Genomic DNA, 15,575 nt, shown 5'->3' with positions numbered 1-15,575 from the left:
GTCTCAATATTATGCTCTATCTTCTTTTTACATTACATCAGATCTTGGGAACACTGATATCACGGCTACAGCAACCAACTTCGCTTCAGCAACAGCTAAGATAGCGACATTCAAAGTCGGTGCCTCAAAAATCTATCTGAGTATAGAACCATCGGTAGTTATAGCCGACAACTCCACTACACAAAACATATTCATAATGCTGCAGGATATGTATGGATACCCCGCTAACGCCCCACGCGATACCCTCATATTTCTCTCATCTTCCAACATCGAGATAGGCTCACTCCCGTCTTCTTTAATCATCCCAAAAAATGGCACATTTGCATCCACCTACTACAAAAAAAGCTATAAAGAAGGAATTACGCAGATCACAGCACATTCAGAGGGGCTACAATCATCTGTCAAGACCCTATCTCTCGTTCTACTTGAACCAGAAGTAAAAATGTACGCCACCCCTCTTAAAATCTACACGTATGATCATCTAACTATTTACATCAAAGCTCAATTTGAGGGACAACCCCTCAGTGGCGCAGAAGTCACGTGGTCTACAGCAGCACCACTCCTAGACGCCTCACCAAAAAGTGATGCAGAAGGTGTAGCTAAAGCGATATTTGTTACGCCGCTAGAAGGGGAGTATATGATAAAAGCGCTCATTTCCAAACCCGGATTTCGGGTGGCTGAGACTGAGCTTCGCGTTTCGATAAAACCTCGTTCATTAAGCGTTCAAGTTGAAGCGCCTCCAGAGGTGCAAGCATTCGAAGAAGCTGATGTTTCGATCAAAGTTACCGAGGACGGTAGACCAATAGAAGGCGCTTTAGTGACCCTCAAGCCCTCACAAGGAAATATAAGGGTGAAGAGCAATCAAAGCGATAAAGAGGGGGAAGTTAAAGCGTTCTTCCAGAGTAGCGAGCCTTCAAAGGTAACAATCTACTATAATGTTAAGAAGATGGGATATACTGCTTCTAATGGAAGTTTAAGCATTAACGTTAAGCCTCGTCCTCTCTCTATAGCGTTAAGCACCAATGCATCAGTATTTGATGCTGATGATATTCTAGAAGTCACCGCTTTGGTGAGTAGCGAGAATAAACCTATTGAGAATGCTACCCTTAGCTGGAATATAGTAGGTGGGGTTGTGCTCAAAAAGGCTGACGCAACTGATCAGAATGGAATAGGGCGGCTGATCCTTAAGAGTGACGAAGAGGCCAGAGTAGTGTACATAAATGTAGTCGCAACAAAGAAGGGTTATAGTTCGACGTTAGCCTCCCTTAGCATTGAAGTGCTTCCCCTACCTCTCCATCAGTCTATCACCACTCTATCCTTTTGGCAGAAGAATCCTTTGATTACCTCTTTAGTCGCTACGTCGATTATTGTTAGCGTCTTCCTGATTAGATTCTTTAAGAAGAAGAGCTCAGCTTCAAGACCCGAAGATTTAGAACTTTCTACTGAGACGTAAGGTAGGCAATCTGCAGCTTGGGTAAAAGTTATATGCGACCCCATGGTGTCTAAGGTGTCGAAATGAGCAGTATCAAACGAAGCCATATTAATTTGATAATAAGCTCGATCGCGATATTTATAGCCGCATTTATCCTATTTATTGTACTCTGGTACTTTATTATGCTGCTGTCACCCACTATCTTATCCATGTTTACCAGTGTAACGGAAGTTGGTAGACCAACATACGGGACTCAAGAAATACTTAAGATGCAGGAACAGTTGAGTGTCGTTGTTTTACGCTGGGGGCTTATACCTATATTTATAGGAGGCGTAGGCGACCTAACACCTTATTACATAGCCTACAGCGTGATCATAGCTCTGCTACTTGCTTGGAGAGATAAGAAGAGGTGGTAATGATGAACATCTCGACAATAAGGAATATCTGGGCTCTGTTCGGCGTCATATGGTTTGTGATTTTCTTTCTATTAACGTTTGTTAGGGAGAGTATGGAACCAGTCGCCATAGCGGCAGCGATCAGCCTATATGCAGGAATCATCTTGGCAGCGTTCACAATAATCTATTTGGCGTACAAGGGTCTGAGAGGGGTAATGAGAAGAGGCGGCAAAAAGACCTAGCTATTAATTTATTACAACAACCGCCGGTGATTGAGACCCACTTTCACAATGTAAATCTAAAGAAGGAATGAAATAAGAGACGCTCCCTTCTGGAGGTTTCCCACCTCTAATAAGTAGAATCTGAAAGCTTGCACCTGATTGGAAAGACGTTATGGTGCTCTTAATGACCGTCGCATCAAGCAGAAGCCTATCTGAGTCTAGGAATCGGAAACCGCCTGTGAAGACGAAATCCGCCTCGTATTCCCGCCAAGTTCCCCTTACGAGATATGAGGCCTTAAGGAAACCGCTTCCAGAAGCGTAGCCATCTTTAATCAAGCCAGAACCTTGCCAAGTGTTAAACGCAGCTCCAGGTACAGCGAAAGTATGCCTCGCCGAAAAAGCGAATGAATGTCGATCACTTTCAGCAGCTACTTGTACGATAGGCATAGAGAAGAGAAGAGCGTATAATACCAAAAATGACGTTAGGGTATATATCTTATTCATATCCTAAGATAAATTAGGGTTGTCCATCTTAAAAAGGTTTAGTGAGAGCATAACTATCTTACTTTTCTTATTTGTAATAAGAAGGAATCCTAACAAACATGGTTGCAAAGAGTATACATCATGCCAACATACAAGATGTATACATCATTCAAGGATTGAGGCATCATAGACGAGCTTGGTAGAAACTTCTTAATGCATCTTCATAAGTAATCTGCCGAGTCAGACCGATTACTGATTGATCTTTTTCTATAACTAAAGTCGTTAGTATACTGTTTGATTAAATGATGTTGATCATTTTCTACTAATGCTGATTAGTGATATCTATCTGTACATTAGCAACATCGCAGCTGATTTAAGTCGAATTATACGGATCTATCACTAGGCGGACTTAGCGCTTAGGTGGGCTCATGTGGTGATTTTTGTGGCCTAAAGAGCATGGTGTCGAAACGCTAAAGATACAAGGTTTGGCATCGATACTTTTTAATATAGTTAGAGGCTACTTGAATGTGGAGGGAAGAATCCTGACGTCTCTAGGCGGAAGCAATTTAACTACTGCGGGGGATACGCTCCTAACTATTGAGGATCTGAATCTTGATGGTAAGACAGTGATTGTAAGAGTTGATATCAACACACCCATCGACCCTAAAACACATCAGCTGCTTGAGCTTAATAGGATAATGGAAGCAGCAGTCACAGTAAAGGATCTATCTAACTCTAAAGTGGTGGTTGTTTCACATCAAGGTAGAGTTGGTAGATACGATTATGTACCGTTGGATCAACACGCTCAAGCCTTATCCAAAGTCCTTGGCAAAGAAGTTAAATTTGTTGATGATGTCTTTGGCCCAGCCGCTCGAGAAGCCATATCTTCGCTTCAGAACGGCCAGGTTTTACTGCTCGATAACCTTAGGTTTACTGCTGAGGAGAATGTGGAATATACGCCTGAAGCTGCTGTTAACACTTATCTTGTCAAAAAACTTGCTCCTCTTTTAGATGCGTGTGTTTTAGATGCTTTCCCAACAGCACATCGCTCATCCCCATCAATAGTCGGCTTCGCCGAGATTCTTCCGACTTGCGGCGGACGCCTCATCGTCAAAGAACTAAAGACACTTAACAGAATTCTTACGGTCGCAAAGGCCCCTTATGTTGCAGTATTAGGTGGCGCCAAGGTCTCCGACCGAATCGAAGCCATAGAGACACTTATCACAAATAAAAGGGCCGACAAGGTCCTTCTCAGCGGCTTGTTAGCGAACGTCTTCTTACGTGCAAAAGGGAAGCTGAAGACCCCTATAGGCGTAGACAAGGAGGAGCAGTATGTAAAAAAGGCACAAAACTTACTCGACGAATACCCAGATGTCTTTGAGTTCCCAACAGACGTAGCCGTCGATAGAGGCGGAGAGAGGGTAGAGATTAGAGTTGAAGATCTTAGGGAAGACGATCAAGTTTATGATATAGGGCATAAGACGGTGGAAAACTACTCTAAGATTATACGAGGTGCGGGGACTGTATTTATGAGCGGCCCTCCAGGCTTTTTCGAGCGTGAAGAGTTTAGCTACGGCACTGAGATGCTCCTCAGGGCTATGGCATCGTCTTTTGCTACAACCATTGTAAGTGGTGGTCATCTGAGCGCCGCTCTACAAAAGTTTGGTATTAAGGAGTGGATCGATCATGTAAGTACAGCAGGCGGCGCTTTGGTGCTCTACTTAGCTGGTAAGAAGCTCCCACTGATAGAAGCCTTATATAGAGCTGCGAAGCGTTGGCGCTCTAGCAGATAGGGCGATTTTGTATGAAGGTTAAAGTTGCTATTAATGGTTATGGTGTGATAGGTCGTAGAGTGGCTGATGCAGTAGCAAAGCAAGATGATATGGAGCTCGTAGGTGTATGTAAAGTAATCCCAGATTACAAAGCGCTCTTCGCCTTAGATAAGGGCTATAAACTCTTCACCACCGATGAAAAAAGTGTAGAGAAGTTTAGAAAGATGGGGGTAGAGGTTTCCGGTACAGTAGTTGATATGGTTAAAGAGGCTGACATCATCGTGGACGCAACACCTGGAGATGTTGGGCCCCAGAATAAAGAAATGTATGCCAAAGCATCTAAGAAGGCGATCTTCCAAGGTGGTGAAGAACACGAGTTAACAGGCTTCTCTTTTGTTGCACAATGCAACTATAACCAAGCATTAGGCAGACAATTTGTAAGAGTCGTTTCTTGCAACACGACTGGCTTATGCAGGGTTTTAAATGCTTTGGATCTAGCGTTTGGTGTTGAAAAGGCTAGGGTTGTGATAGCTAGGAGGGCTGCTGATCCGGATGAAATCAGTCGAGGACCTATAGATGCTGTCGTGCTAGATCCAGTCACCCTCCCTTCCCATCACGGTCCTGATGTGAAGACGGTTCTACCGCACATAAACATAACTACGATGGCTCTAAAGGTTCCTACTACACATATGCATCTGCACAGCTTGATCGTTCAGTTAAAGGATAGAACAGTCACGGCGGAAAGAGTTAGGGATGTGCTTCGACGCACACCAAGAATACTCTTAGTTAACAGCAAACTCGGAGTGAAGTCCACAGCCCACGCATACGATATAGGGCGAGAGATAGGACGGGAAAGAAGCGACATATTTGAGAACATAATATGGGAAGATTCGATTACCCTAGAGGATTACGAACTCTACCTCTTCATGGGTGTGCATCAGGAAGCCATCGTTATACCAGAGAACATTGATGCGATAAGAGCGATGTTCAACCTCGCCTCCAGCGAACAATCTATAGAGAAGACAAATGCTACGCTAGGGATAAAGTCGTCTATACCCTGACATCAGTCTTTAGGAAAAGTAGAGGTTTTATAAGGGTAGATAAAGGGGTATCACATAGACCATGGAGAGGTTTGAAGTTTACAAAGGTTCAAGCGACTACGTAGCATCTGAGGCGCTAAAGAACGCGGTCAACGCCGCCATAGCATTAGGTCGCCCCCTACTTATACGGGGAGAGCCTGGTACTGGAAAGACATTATTAGCACATAGCATCGCAAAGGCGCTTGGCAAAAAGCTAATCGTGCTCAATGTCAAATCGACGACTAAAGCGCAAGAGGCGCTCTATGTATATGACACGGTTAGGAGGCTGAATGATGCGAGATTTGGAGATAGAGATGTTTCTGATATAAAGCAATATATTAAGCTCGGTAAGTTGGGTGAAGCATTTGCTTCACCGGAACAAGTCGTTCTTTTGATAGATGAGATTGATAAGGCTGATCCGGAGTTCCCTAACGATCTACTCAACGAACTGGATGAGATGTCCTTCTATATACCTGAGACCGGTGAAACTATTAAGGCCAAGCATCGACCGATAGTCATAATAACGAGTAACGCCGAAAAGGAGCTTCCAGATGCCTTTCTAAGAAGATGTATCTTTCACTATATCGAGTTCCCAGACCCCGATACTATGGAGAAGATCGTCAAGGTTCACTACCCTAATTTACGTGAAGACTTGCTCAAGGAAGCTATCAAAACGTTTTATAGGATTAGAGAGATCGATGAGCTGAAGAAGAAACCATCTACAAGTGAGTTGCTTGATTGGATATATGTTCTCTTAAGCGCAGAAGTTCCGCCAGAGAAGATTTCTAAAGAGGTTCCTTTTGTCAACGTGCTACTAAAGAAGGAGAGCGATTACCATTACTTTGCAAACCACTATCTCGGCAAGAGCGGGATGTTAAGGCGCTGAACCTTGTTCACAGGCTTCTTCTATACACTTAGGCGGCATAAGATACCTGTTACCATAACCGAATGGATGACTCTGATGGATGCTCTATCTAAGGGTTTAGCTCAGTCGAGCTTGGAAAACTTTTACTACCTTGCTAGAGCAATCTTAGTGAAGAACGAAGCGTTATACGATGCCTACGACGAAGCTTTCCAAGAATACTTCAGTGGGTTCGAGGATACATTGGAAATTAGGAATGAAATCTGGGAGTGGCTGCAAATCGTAAGAGAACTATTCACAGACGAGGAGATAGAGGCCATGTCTAATATGAGCCTAGAGGAGTTAATGAGGGAGTTTGAGAAGCGGCTCAAGGAGCAAAAGTCAAGGCACGATGGAGGCTCGTATTGGATCGGTACAGGCGGCACAAGCCCCTTTGGGCATTCAGGATATCATCCAGCCGGTATTCGGGTAGGTGGGGAATCAAGAAATCTTAGAGCGCTAAAAATCGCGGGGGAAAGACGCTTCAGAAACTTGCGGCGAGATGTGACTTTGGATGTAAGACAGATGGAGATCGCCCTTAAATCCCTAAGAATCTTAAGCAGAATAGGACCGGCAGATGAACTGGATCTAGAAGGAACAATAGACGCAACTGCGAAAAATGCTGGAGAGCTGGAGCTAAAGTGGAGACGTAGCCGCCGCAACGTTGTTAAGCTTCTTCTACTCATGGATGTAGGCGGCTCTATGGACCCTTATGCTGGGCTATGCAGCAGGTTATTTACCGCAGCCCATTCGGCTACACATTTTAAAGACTTCAAGTACTACTACTTCCACAACTGCATATACGATAAGCTCTACACAGACATGGAGAGGCAAGAATGGGTAAATACGAAGCTTGTCCTTAAAACCTTAGATTCAGATTACAAGACCATAATCGTTGGAGATGCTATGATGGCGACAAGCGAACTACTATCGCCTTACGGCGCTATTAACATTAGCGACTATAACGAAACACCAGGTATTGTTTGGTTGAAGATGGTGGCGGAGCACTTCCCATACTCTATCTGGCTAAATCCGGTTGAGCCGTACTTCTGGGATCATACAACTGTAAGTATGATAAGAAGAATCTTCCCCATGTATCACCTTACAATAGACGGGTTGACCGAAGGGATAAGAAGATTAGTTGCAAAAAGGTAAGCCGATCTACATCACATTTTATATCTTCTTTTGTTATACTTTGGGTAAGGGTCCAAAGATCATTTATTGAATTAGCATCTCTACTCTCTTGGAAACCATTAAATACTACTACTGACAAAATAAAAATTAGTGAAGCACCGATGCTCAATCTATCAGAGAAACTTAAGGAGATAGAAGTTACAAAAAGTCTTTGCCCAGTATGTTTGGAACCTCTACCGGCTAAACTCGTTACTAACGGATCATCTGTTTATGTTGATAAGGTATGCGCTGTTCATGGAAGGTTTTTAGCCCTCATCTCAAGCGAAGCAGAACGTTATCTCGCTTCGTCAAAACTTGTTCACAAAACCACCCCATACGCTAGCCCAGCCACCGAAGTTAGAAAGGGGTGCCCACTAGACTGCGGCTTATGCCCAGAGCATAAGCAACATACCTGCTTAGCTATATTTGAAATCACAGGAAACTGCAACCTCTGCTGCCCGACTTGCTTAGCGTCATCACAGGCGAAGGGAGGTTTTATGGTAAAGATGGACGAGTTCAAGGACGCTTTAATCTCGCTCTTGGCACACGAAGGTAGAGCTACGCCTCTTCAACTATCAGGTGGAGAGCCCACCATACACCCAGACCTTGTGAGTTTCATCGCAGAGGCGAGAAGGCTGAGCTTTAAGTATGTAGAAGTTAACACTAACGGCATCGCCCTAGCAAAAAGACCAGAGCTAGCCAAGATATATGCAGAAGCAGGGCTGAACGGCATATACCTTCAGTTCGACGGTGTAACCGATGATGTTTATAGACGATTAAGGGGGGCTGATCTTTTTAGGATCAAAGAGGAGGCGATATATAACGCCAAGAAAGCCGGGTTAAATGTGGTTTTGGCCGTAACTGCTGTAAAGGGAGTTAATGATCATCAACTTTGGGAGATTGTGCGCTACGGACTTAAGATGGGAGTAAACGGGGTTAACTTTCAACCATTTGCTATGCAAGGACGGTATCCAAAAACCCAGTTAAACCCATTGAAACGAATAACTAACTATGATGTAGCTCACTTGATCGAGGAGCAGAGTGGTGGGGTGATTAAAACCGATGATTTCCTACCCATTCCCTGCGCCGATCCACGATGCCAAATAATGGCATATTTAACAGTCGGTAAGAAAAGCGTTTTGCCGCTAAGCAGACTCATAGACAAACAAGATATACAAGAATATTATAGATCTTTTACCGATTCCGCTCAGATGACAACAGCGCTAAAAGAGTTAAGGAAAACACTTAATGACCTTTGCGGCTGCAGCTCCACACCAGATGTTTGCTGCATCCCAACACCAGAACCAAATGCCCGGTTTTTCGCTTTGAGCTCACACGCTATGATGGATGTTTGGAACGCTGATGTACACAGGCTTGAGCGATGCTGCATTCACGAACTAACGCCAGAGGGGAAGCTCATTCCTTTCTGCCTCTACAACTACACATCAACCGAAGGTGTAAGCTTATACAGAAATAGCGCAAATGAACTTTCATATTAAGCCTTATAGGCGATAAGTGTTAGGCTACCCAGTCTCCCCTCTAAGGATAGGGCTGTTTTAAGAGCCTTCACATCCCCCTTAAAGTATTCTACAAATCTTTTTACATCTTCGGGGCCGTACTTGAAGACTTTTCGAGAGAGGACCTTAATATCCGTAAAGCCTGCGGTTTCAATAAAAGCCAAATACCTGTTTTCATCCACCGCTCCAGATACACAAGCAGCCCAAAACTTGGTATTTTCACGTATTTCCTCATCAAGCTCGCCTATCGATATAATATCAGAAAGGCAGATTCTGCCCCCTCTCTTAACCACTCTACTCATTTCTCTAAAGACTTCGAGCTTTCTAGGAATTAGGTTCACAACGCAATTGCTTATCACTACATCAAATACCTCGTCTTTATAAGGCATCTTTTCAGCATCCGAGAGAAAGAACTCCACGTTATTTTGAGCCGACTTTAGCTTCGCAACCCTCGCCCTTCCCAACAAGCTTGTGGATACATCTATACCTACAACCAGCCCCTCCCTTCCTACTTTTCTAGCGGATAGGAAAACATCTAGACCAGCACCACATCCAACGTCAAGAACCCATTCTCCAGGCTTCAAATCTGCCAAAGCAGAAATGTTACAGCAGCCAAGAGAGATGCGAGCTTCTTGTGGAACGGCCCATATCTCTCTTGGTGAATACCCTACCGAAAGTAGATCAGCTGTCCCGACCTCGGGCGCACAGCTAGCGCAGCAGGTTTGCCCCGTACCTTCTGACGCTAACCTATCGTAAAATGATCGGACTTCCTGTTTTAATTTGATTTCCTCTTTTGGCATCTGCGATGGGCTACAACATAGCATATTATAACATTTCTGTAATTATTTTCCTTTCCAAACTGGCTTTCTCTTTTCCAGGAAAGCCTTTGCCCCTTCTTTCTGGTCCTCTGTGCTGAATAGCTGGGCGAAGATCTGAGCCTCGTATTTGAAGCCTTCAGATAAGCTCATCTCCATCGCCGCATTTATCGCTTCTTTGGCGGCTGCTATGGCGACTGAGCTTTTACTCTTGATTTCTTCGATAAACTCCTTAACAGCACCCATAAGCTGGTCCCGTGGAACGATTTTATTTATCAACCCCATTTCAGAAATTTCCTTAGCCGAAAGCCTTTGACCAGTAAAAATCAGCTCCTTAGCCTTCTTCTCTCCTATAAGCCTCGGGAGTCTCTGTGTTCCACCACCACCTGGGATAAGACCAACGCTTATCTCGGGTTGACCAAAAACAGCGTCATCAGAGGCAAATATTATATCACAAGATTGAGCCAATTCAAATCCTGCTCCTAAGCAATACCCATTAACCGCAGCTATAACTGGTTTGGGCATATCCCTAATGATCTTCCCCAAGACGAGGGCAGTCCCTACTTCCCTATATAATTCGAGAACCTCAATAGGTTTCATTTCCGCAAAAGCTTGGATGTCGCCTCCAGCGCAGAAAGCCTTTCCTGAACCTGTAATAGCAACTGCTAAGACATTTTTATCTTTGCTCGCATCTTCTAAAGCCGTCTTCAGCTCTTTACGCATTTCGTAATCTAGAGCGTTGAAGCGCTGAGGATTGTTCAAGGTAATCCAAGCCACACCATCTTTTTTCTCATAGATAATACGTTTGAATTCTGAACTCATTACTAACCCACCTTGACAAATCTCGATCAACCACTAATTTAATTTTTCTATATCTTAAAATGAGGCGAGTTATGAAGAGGCTTCAGAATGAAAAGCGTGTCCATTAGCCCTCCGCTCTGTAAAGAGCTTATGTTCTGAATAATGTTTTGGTCCTGTGCATTGTAGAGTTAGTGGGGCTTCCCGCTTCTCCCAAAGGTATTGGCGTACTCAGCTAGCCCCTAGATAAGATTAGGTCTCTAACAGCTTATTTAAAAGCGAAAACTTAAAATCAGAAAAACGCAGCCTTCTGCTGTGAGGTAAAGGATATGAAAAAGGAGGCCCCTATCATAGAGGGATTATTCAAATGGCCTTCTGAGAAGCCGCAGCTTATTGGTAGCAGATGCCCAAAATGTGGAAGTATTCAGTTCCCTAAATCGACAGTATGTAATAATCCTGACTGTGACCACTCAGCGGCTGTAGAAGAATACGTTTTGAGCCCTGAAGGAACATTGTATACTTATACCGTTCACGCATATTCGGTACGTGAACCCTTTCAATACCATAAAGGACCTTATGTTGTCGGCGCCGTAGAGCTTCCCGAGGGTTTGATCGTTGTTGGCAGAATAGATATTCAAGACGAAAAAGCCCTGAGGATAGGTATGAAGTTAAGACTGAAAATCGGCAAACTGTACGAAGACGACCAAAACATATATTTGAGCTATTTCTTCGAGCCGGTGATTGGAAATGACTGAATGTGCAATTGTTGGCGCTGCGATAACTAACTGGATTCCAAGTGGGGAGCCAACCCCCTTACTTATGGATAGGCTTGCTGAAGCTGCGATTAAAGCTCTACGTGAGGCAAAGCTCACACCAGGCGAGCTTGATGCCATAATCTGCAACACTTCATCAATCCCATTCGACAGTCCAGCGTTTATTACCAGTAGTGCTCAGCACTTTGCTCATAGATTGGCGGAGAGAATAGGTATTCGAGAGGCTCAGTGTATGAATGTTTCGGCGGCCTGCGCGAGCGCTGCAATCGCATTTTCTGCTGCAACCTCTATGGCAAAGAGCGGCTTAATTAAGAAAGTGCTTATTGCTGGAATAGATAACTCTCCAAGAGGGTTTTATCTACCTGAGCAGTCTTATCTTGACCCAGATCCGTATGCCGCAGCGATAAAAGTGATTGGTGCAACAAATCCGGCTTATTGGGCAATGTGGGCTAGAAGGCGCGCCTATGAGATGGGTAAGGATGTAGAAGACATAAAGAGACTTATGGCGTTGGTGAAGGAAATACACAGCCAATATGGCGCTTTAAACCCTTACGCTAGATACAGGAAGATATTTACAGCCGATGAAGTCTTAAAGTCACCATTAGTATGTGACCCCCTGCACCTATATATGATATGTGCTACATGCAGCGGTGGAGGTGCGGTTGTAGTAACCGACATGGAAACAGCTAAGAAAATAACAGATAAACCCGTTAAGGTGGCTGCCTCAGCTGTCGGTGGTCCTCTTTACGGTGAACCGATGCCACGTCTTCGAGTCTTCTCGACTTACAAGAAATTAAAGCCCTTCACCGAATGGCGGAAGCCTATAGAGAAAGCCTATAAGATTGCCGGAATCACCGCTGAAGATATTGATATTATAGAGTGCCACGACACGAGCTGCTTCCATACCATAAATTGGATCGACCAAATAATGGGATGGGAAAGGGAAGAAACCGACAACCTTATTCGCAAGAGGCAGATACGGCACGACGGAGAGCTACCAGTAAACTTGAGCGGCGGAACAGCATCATTCGGAGAATCAGTATATAGCCAGGCGTTTATGATGCTTCATGAACTATTCAGACAACTAAGAGGGGAGGCTCAAGAAAGGCAAGCAAAAAAGAATCTAAAGATTGGTGTATGCGCCGCGTATGGTGCGTATGGCGCATACGGCTGCATAATACTTGAAAAAGGTTGGTAGGTCACTTCACATAGCTGTGGTGCGCTTCAACCCAGCAGGGTTAGGCCGCCGTCAACATAGATTACTTGACCGGTTATGTAATCCGAAGCTGGTGAAGCGAGGAAGATACATACGCCGACCACATCTCTTGGTGTAGCAATCCTGCCCAGAGGAATACTTTCTAAAGCAGTCTTTAAGCGAGCTGGGTCTCTGAGGCTTGGCGAAAAGCCTGTGTCTACCCAGGCTGGTGCGATGGCATTCACGTTGACGTTATAAGGAGCCCATTCAGCAGCCAAAGACCGCGTAATCATATCTACTGCACTCTTTGTAGTACAATAACCGAGGTTGCCAGGCCACTTTGTAACACGAGCACCTCTAACTGAAGAGATGTTGATTATTTTACCTCTCTTTTTTTCGATCATTACCTTCCCAAACTCTCGGCAAGTAAGCATCGTGCCCTTGACGTTGACGTCAAATAAAATGTCCCATTCTTTGGTTGGGAAATCAACCGCAGAGCTCTTCACATTATATCCCTGTGAATTTACCAAAATATCGACTGTGCCGTACTTTGATACCACTTGATCTTTCAGCCGTACTACGCTCTCCTCGCTTGTTATATCAACTTGGAGAGGCGTGACTTCAGCATTGTAAGCTGAGCTGATCTCATCAGCTACCTTTTTGAGGTTTTCTAGATTTCTACTGGCAATAACCACCTTTACACCGTATTGCACAAAGCCTTCAGCTAGGTTTCTTCCGATACCTCCACCGCCGCCTATTATCACAGCAACTTTGCCTTCGATGTTAAAAAGATCCTTCACACAGCTACCTCCTTCATTTTTTCTCCACGATAGCTACTACACGAACCATCGAGCCGTCGCCGCCGACCCATTTGAGCGGGAAAGCAGCTATCACGCATCGTTTACCCGTAACCTTATCCAGCTCCCCTCCGAGGTTTTCGATGCCGAAGATGCCGTGTGTGTAGAGTATTCTGTGGCAGGGCTCCCAATATGGGAAGTCTTGGTAAACATCTCTTCCAGTCTTCTTCTTATAGAGGTCGATTAGCCAAGGTGCAAGAGGTGGGTATCCGCCGCCTGTCTGAACGAGTCGCGTACCTAGCGGGTGATCCATAGCTTGCTGGTCGACTCCGACACCCTTAACCTTCTTCTTCACAAACCATTCTGCTGCCTCCTTGTAGAGACCTGGTGCGTAGCAGAAGTATCTTACGCTGTCTCCATAATAGTGGTGCCAACCAGAGTTGATAATTACTATATCACCCTCTTCTATTGCTGGCTCAGCCTTCTCTAGGTCAGCAGGCGTAATTACTTCCCATTCCTTCTTTGGAATGGAGACAACTACACCATCACCAATGTACCGCTCTAATGGCATTTGATCGATCGATGGATAGCCTTCCTCAACATGTACAGGTGCATCCATATGGGTTGCCATGTGCATACTGTGGCTGATTTTCTGCGCCAGAACCCGGTCTCTTGCGTGAGAGCGCATTCTTATAACCTCCGCGTTTTCCGCTGCATAAGGCCAGGTGGGGGTTGCTGCGCCGAAGGGCTGCGTAAGGTCGTAGACTTCGACCTCCTTCCCAAAGATCTTTACAATGGGTTTTTTCAGAGCTTCTTGCGGGCTTCCTAGCGCACTTTTATCTAAGAATCCGTGGAGGTATCTTTCAAGTATATCGTCACTCATACAATCACTCACCAATTGTTTATGATACCACTCCATATTTCTATTTTTCGCTTGCTCAACATATAGCGCTTCTCTTTCTGTTATTTCTCAGGGTAGCTGCAGATGACTAGCATAGTAGCGGGCTGTTTTGTTTTATTTATTAGCGCGCGTTTTTCGCCCTTAGGGATGAGGAGCGAATCATAAGGTTCGAGTACTATCTCCTTACCATCTTCTGTCACAACGGTCATTTTCCCAGCAAGCATCACATAAACCCGCTCCACGTTGCTAGCTGACATCTCCGCGCCTCCGCCGGGTAAGAAGTGTGATAGCCCCACCCAAAATTTTTCTGCACCTGTGGTATCTTTATGCTGAAGCCTAAAAGCAATCATATTGAAGTGCCCAGGCGCTTCGTATGGCTTTACATCATCGAACTTTACCTTTATCATAGCGCTGACTATCCCCTAGCTTACTATTTAACTTATCCTCTAGTATGGAGATGCGGAGTCTGGTTACCTCTTTTTCAGAAGAGGGATCTCCCCTAGGTTGATGTCCCTCTCCGCCTTTATTTCATCTAGAGCCCACGTGATGTAACCATCCTTTTCTACTGTGAGTTTATACCTGTGATCTTTCTCCAAGTTCTGGAGCCAGAAGTCTCCGAATTCGTCTGTTTCTGCGTTATAGGTCTTCCCGGTAGTTAGGTCTGTTGCAGTAACCTTCGCTCCTTCGATCTCTTCATCGAGCTCGGGGTCGTAGACTTCGCCGGCTATGAATGGTTTAGGTAGGTTAAGGTAGTATACTCTCGGTTGGGCGTTAGCCTCAGGCTTCATAACTTCAGCCTTATCGATTAGATCCTTTAGCTCACTATATTCTCCAAACATTATGACATTATGAGGACACACCTCAACACATCTAGGAATTTTGACGAGCGGGTCTACACCATCGAGTATGTGGGCGCAGAGTGTGCACTTCTGAGCGATTTTGAGCTGCTTGTTAAAGTAGATTACGTCGTAGGGGCAGGCTTTGATGCATAGTGGTCCGCTCTCCCTCGCTACGCATCCATCACATCTATCTGGGTTGATGAGGACAATGCCGTCTGCTCTCTTAGTTATAGCCCTCACCGGGCAGGCTGGGATGCAGGGCGGGTTATCGCAGTGCATACATAGATACGGTATGTAAGTCACCTTAACCTTAGGTGTAGTGCCCCTCTCAACCTCATTCACCTTCAGCCAGAAGTGTCCTGTGTCTGGCTGAGGCTTCGCATACGGGCTCCAGTCGTTATCGACGTGCTCATCCTTACACGCTATCTGGCAGCAGTAACAACCCACACACTTAGCTACGTCTATCACTAAGGCTTTCCCCATT

At 44.9% G+C, this 15,575-nt stretch carries 17 protein-coding genes; 10 read left to right on the top strand and 7 right to left on the bottom strand.

Annotated elements, in window-relative coordinates; genetic code table 11:
* The 3 genes from HA494_09075 to HA494_09065 form a co-directional block, all read left to right on the top strand.
* Nucleotides 1-1,453, top strand: a 1,453-nt coding sequence (locus tag HA494_09075) for a DUF4198 domain-containing protein (protein ID NHV97916.1), incomplete at its 5' end; no start/stop codon positions are given.
* Between the two features lie 188 nt (nucleotides 1,454-1,641).
* Entirely contained in the window at nucleotides 1,642-1,848 is a 207-nt protein-coding gene (locus HA494_09070; protein NHV97915.1) for a hypothetical protein, read from the top strand.
* A gap of 2 nt (nucleotides 1,849-1,850) precedes the next feature.
* Nucleotides 1,851-2,069: a hypothetical protein gene (locus HA494_09065; GenBank protein NHV97914.1), complete on the top strand. Its 219-nt coding sequence runs from the start codon at nucleotides 1,851-1,853 to the stop codon at nucleotides 2,067-2,069.
* 3 nt (nucleotides 2,070-2,072) lie between these two features.
* Here HA494_09065 and HA494_09060 read toward each other — a convergent pair whose 3' ends face one another.
* Entirely contained in the window at nucleotides 2,073-2,552 is a 480-nt protein-coding gene (locus HA494_09060) for a hypothetical protein (GenBank protein ID NHV97913.1), read from the bottom strand.
* A gap of 575 nt (nucleotides 2,553-3,127) precedes the next feature.
* On the opposite strand from HA494_09060, the gene HA494_09055 reads away from it, so the two are divergent.
* The 5 genes from HA494_09055 to HA494_09035 all read left to right on the top strand — a co-directional run bounded on the left by HA494_09055 (nucleotide 3,128) and on the right by HA494_09035 (nucleotide 8,955).
* Entirely contained in the window at nucleotides 3,128-4,324 is a 1,197-nt protein-coding gene (locus HA494_09055) for a phosphoglycerate kinase (GenBank protein NHV97912.1), read from the top strand.
* Nucleotides 4,325-4,335: 11 nt separating this feature from the next.
* The gene (locus tag HA494_09050) at nucleotides 4,336-5,364 is read left to right on the top strand and encodes a type II glyceraldehyde-3-phosphate dehydrogenase (GenBank protein NHV97911.1); all 1,029 of its coding nucleotides are present in this window, start codon (nucleotides 4,336-4,338) and stop codon (nucleotides 5,362-5,364) included.
* A gap of 61 nt (nucleotides 5,365-5,425) precedes the next feature.
* Nucleotides 5,426-6,268, top strand: a complete 843-nt coding sequence (locus HA494_09045; GenBank protein NHV97910.1) for a MoxR family ATPase — start codon at nucleotides 5,426-5,428, stop codon at nucleotides 6,266-6,268.
* Nucleotides 6,269-6,271: 3 nt separating this feature from the next.
* Nucleotides 6,272-7,438 carry a VWA domain-containing protein gene (locus tag HA494_09040; protein NHV97909.1) on the top strand — a complete coding sequence of 389 codons (1,167 nt, stop codon included), beginning with the start codon at nucleotides 6,272-6,274 and terminating at the stop codon, nucleotides 7,436-7,438.
* Nucleotides 7,439-7,641: 203 nt separating this feature from the next.
* Complete coding sequence (locus HA494_09035; protein ID NHV97908.1) at nucleotides 7,642-8,955, top strand: radical SAM protein; 1,314 nt, start codon at nucleotides 7,642-7,644, stop codon at nucleotides 8,953-8,955.
* On the opposite strand, the gene HA494_09030 is transcribed toward HA494_09035, so the two are convergent.
* Both HA494_09030 and HA494_09025 read right to left on the bottom strand, forming a co-directional pair.
* The gene (locus HA494_09030) at nucleotides 8,952-9,773 is read right to left on the bottom strand and encodes a methyltransferase domain-containing protein (GenBank protein NHV97907.1); all 822 of its coding nucleotides are present in this window, start codon (nucleotides 9,771-9,773) and stop codon (nucleotides 8,952-8,954) included. The genes HA494_09035 and HA494_09030 overlap by 4 nt on opposite strands.
* A 42-nt stretch (nucleotides 9,774-9,815) precedes the next feature.
* Nucleotides 9,816-10,610, bottom strand: a complete 795-nt coding sequence (locus tag HA494_09025) for an enoyl-CoA hydratase/isomerase family protein (protein NHV97906.1) — start codon at nucleotides 10,608-10,610, stop codon at nucleotides 9,816-9,818.
* A gap of 305 nt (nucleotides 10,611-10,915) precedes the next feature.
* Here HA494_09025 and HA494_09020 point away from each other — a divergent pair, with 305 nt between their 5' ends.
* Nucleotides 10,916-11,341 carry a Zn-ribbon domain-containing OB-fold protein gene (locus tag HA494_09020; protein NHV97905.1) on the top strand — a complete coding sequence of 142 codons (426 nt, stop codon included), beginning with the start codon at nucleotides 10,916-10,918 and terminating at the stop codon, nucleotides 11,339-11,341.
* Nucleotides 11,334-12,557: a hypothetical protein gene (locus HA494_09015; protein NHV97904.1), complete on the top strand. Its 1,224-nt coding sequence runs from the start codon at nucleotides 11,334-11,336 to the stop codon at nucleotides 12,555-12,557. Before HA494_09020 ends, HA494_09015 begins: the two co-directional genes overlap by 8 nt.
* Before the next feature lie 26 nt (nucleotides 12,558-12,583).
* On the opposite strand, the gene HA494_09010 is transcribed toward HA494_09015, so the two are convergent.
* The 4 genes from HA494_09010 to HA494_08995 all read right to left on the bottom strand — a co-directional run bounded on the left by HA494_09010 (nucleotide 12,584) and on the right by HA494_08995 (nucleotide 15,574).
* Entirely contained in the window at nucleotides 12,584-13,354 is a 771-nt protein-coding gene (locus HA494_09010) for an SDR family oxidoreductase (protein ID NHV97903.1), read from the bottom strand.
* Between the two features lie 13 nt (nucleotides 13,355-13,367).
* Entirely contained in the window at nucleotides 13,368-14,234 is an 867-nt protein-coding gene (locus HA494_09005) for a cyclase family protein (protein NHV97902.1), read from the bottom strand.
* Between the two features lie 80 nt (nucleotides 14,235-14,314).
* Entirely contained in the window at nucleotides 14,315-14,659 is a 345-nt protein-coding gene (locus tag HA494_09000) for a cupin domain-containing protein (protein NHV97901.1), read from the bottom strand.
* Nucleotides 14,660-14,722: 63 nt separating this feature from the next.
* Nucleotides 14,723-15,574: an oxidoreductase gene (locus tag HA494_08995; GenBank protein ID NHV97900.1), complete on the bottom strand. Its 852-nt coding sequence runs from the start codon at nucleotides 15,572-15,574 to the stop codon at nucleotides 14,723-14,725.
* Nucleotide 15,575: the final 1 nt, after the last annotated feature.

This window comes from Nitrososphaerota archaeon (genome assembly GCA_011605775.1).
Lineage (GTDB): Archaea > Thermoproteota > Nitrososphaeria > Nitrososphaerales > JAAOZN01 > JAAOZN01.
Note: the sequence above shows the minus strand (reverse complement) of the source record. Positions and strands in the feature narration are given on the sequence as shown.

Excerpts from the sequence above, each read along its gene's own strand:
- HA494_09000 (NHV97901.1), bottom strand. The coding sequence starts at position 14,659 with ATGATAAAGGTAAAGTTCGATGATGTAAAGCCATACGAAGCGCCTGGG.
- HA494_09015 (NHV97904.1), top strand. The coding sequence starts at position 11,334 with ATGACTGAATGTGCAATTGTTGGCGCTGCGATAACTAACTGGATTCCA.
- HA494_09060 (NHV97913.1), bottom strand. The coding sequence starts at position 2,552 with ATGAATAAGATATATACCCTAACGTCATTTTTGGTATTATACGCTCTT.
- HA494_09050 (NHV97911.1), top strand. The coding sequence starts at position 4,336 with ATGAAGGTTAAAGTTGCTATTAATGGTTATGGTGTGATAGGTCGTAGA.
- HA494_09025 (NHV97906.1), bottom strand. The coding sequence starts at position 10,610 with ATGAGTTCAGAATTCAAACGTATTATCTATGAGAAAAAAGATGGTGTG.
- HA494_09020 (NHV97905.1), top strand. The coding sequence starts at position 10,916 with ATGAAAAAGGAGGCCCCTATCATAGAGGGATTATTCAAATGGCCTTCT.
- HA494_09045 (NHV97910.1), top strand. The coding sequence starts at position 5,426 with ATGGAGAGGTTTGAAGTTTACAAAGGTTCAAGCGACTACGTAGCATCT.
- HA494_09065 (NHV97914.1), top strand. The coding sequence starts at position 1,851 with ATGAACATCTCGACAATAAGGAATATCTGGGCTCTGTTCGGCGTCATA.
- HA494_09030 (NHV97907.1), bottom strand. The coding sequence starts at position 9,773 with ATGCCAAAAGAGGAAATCAAATTAAAACAGGAAGTCCGATCATTTTAC.
- HA494_09005 (NHV97902.1), bottom strand. The coding sequence starts at position 14,234 with ATGAGTGACGATATACTTGAAAGATACCTCCACGGATTCTTAGATAAA.
- HA494_09070 (NHV97915.1), top strand. The coding sequence starts at position 1,642 with ATGTTTACCAGTGTAACGGAAGTTGGTAGACCAACATACGGGACTCAA.
- HA494_08995 (NHV97900.1), bottom strand. The coding sequence starts at position 15,574 with ATGGGGAAAGCCTTAGTGATAGACGTAGCTAAGTGTGTGGGTTGTTAC.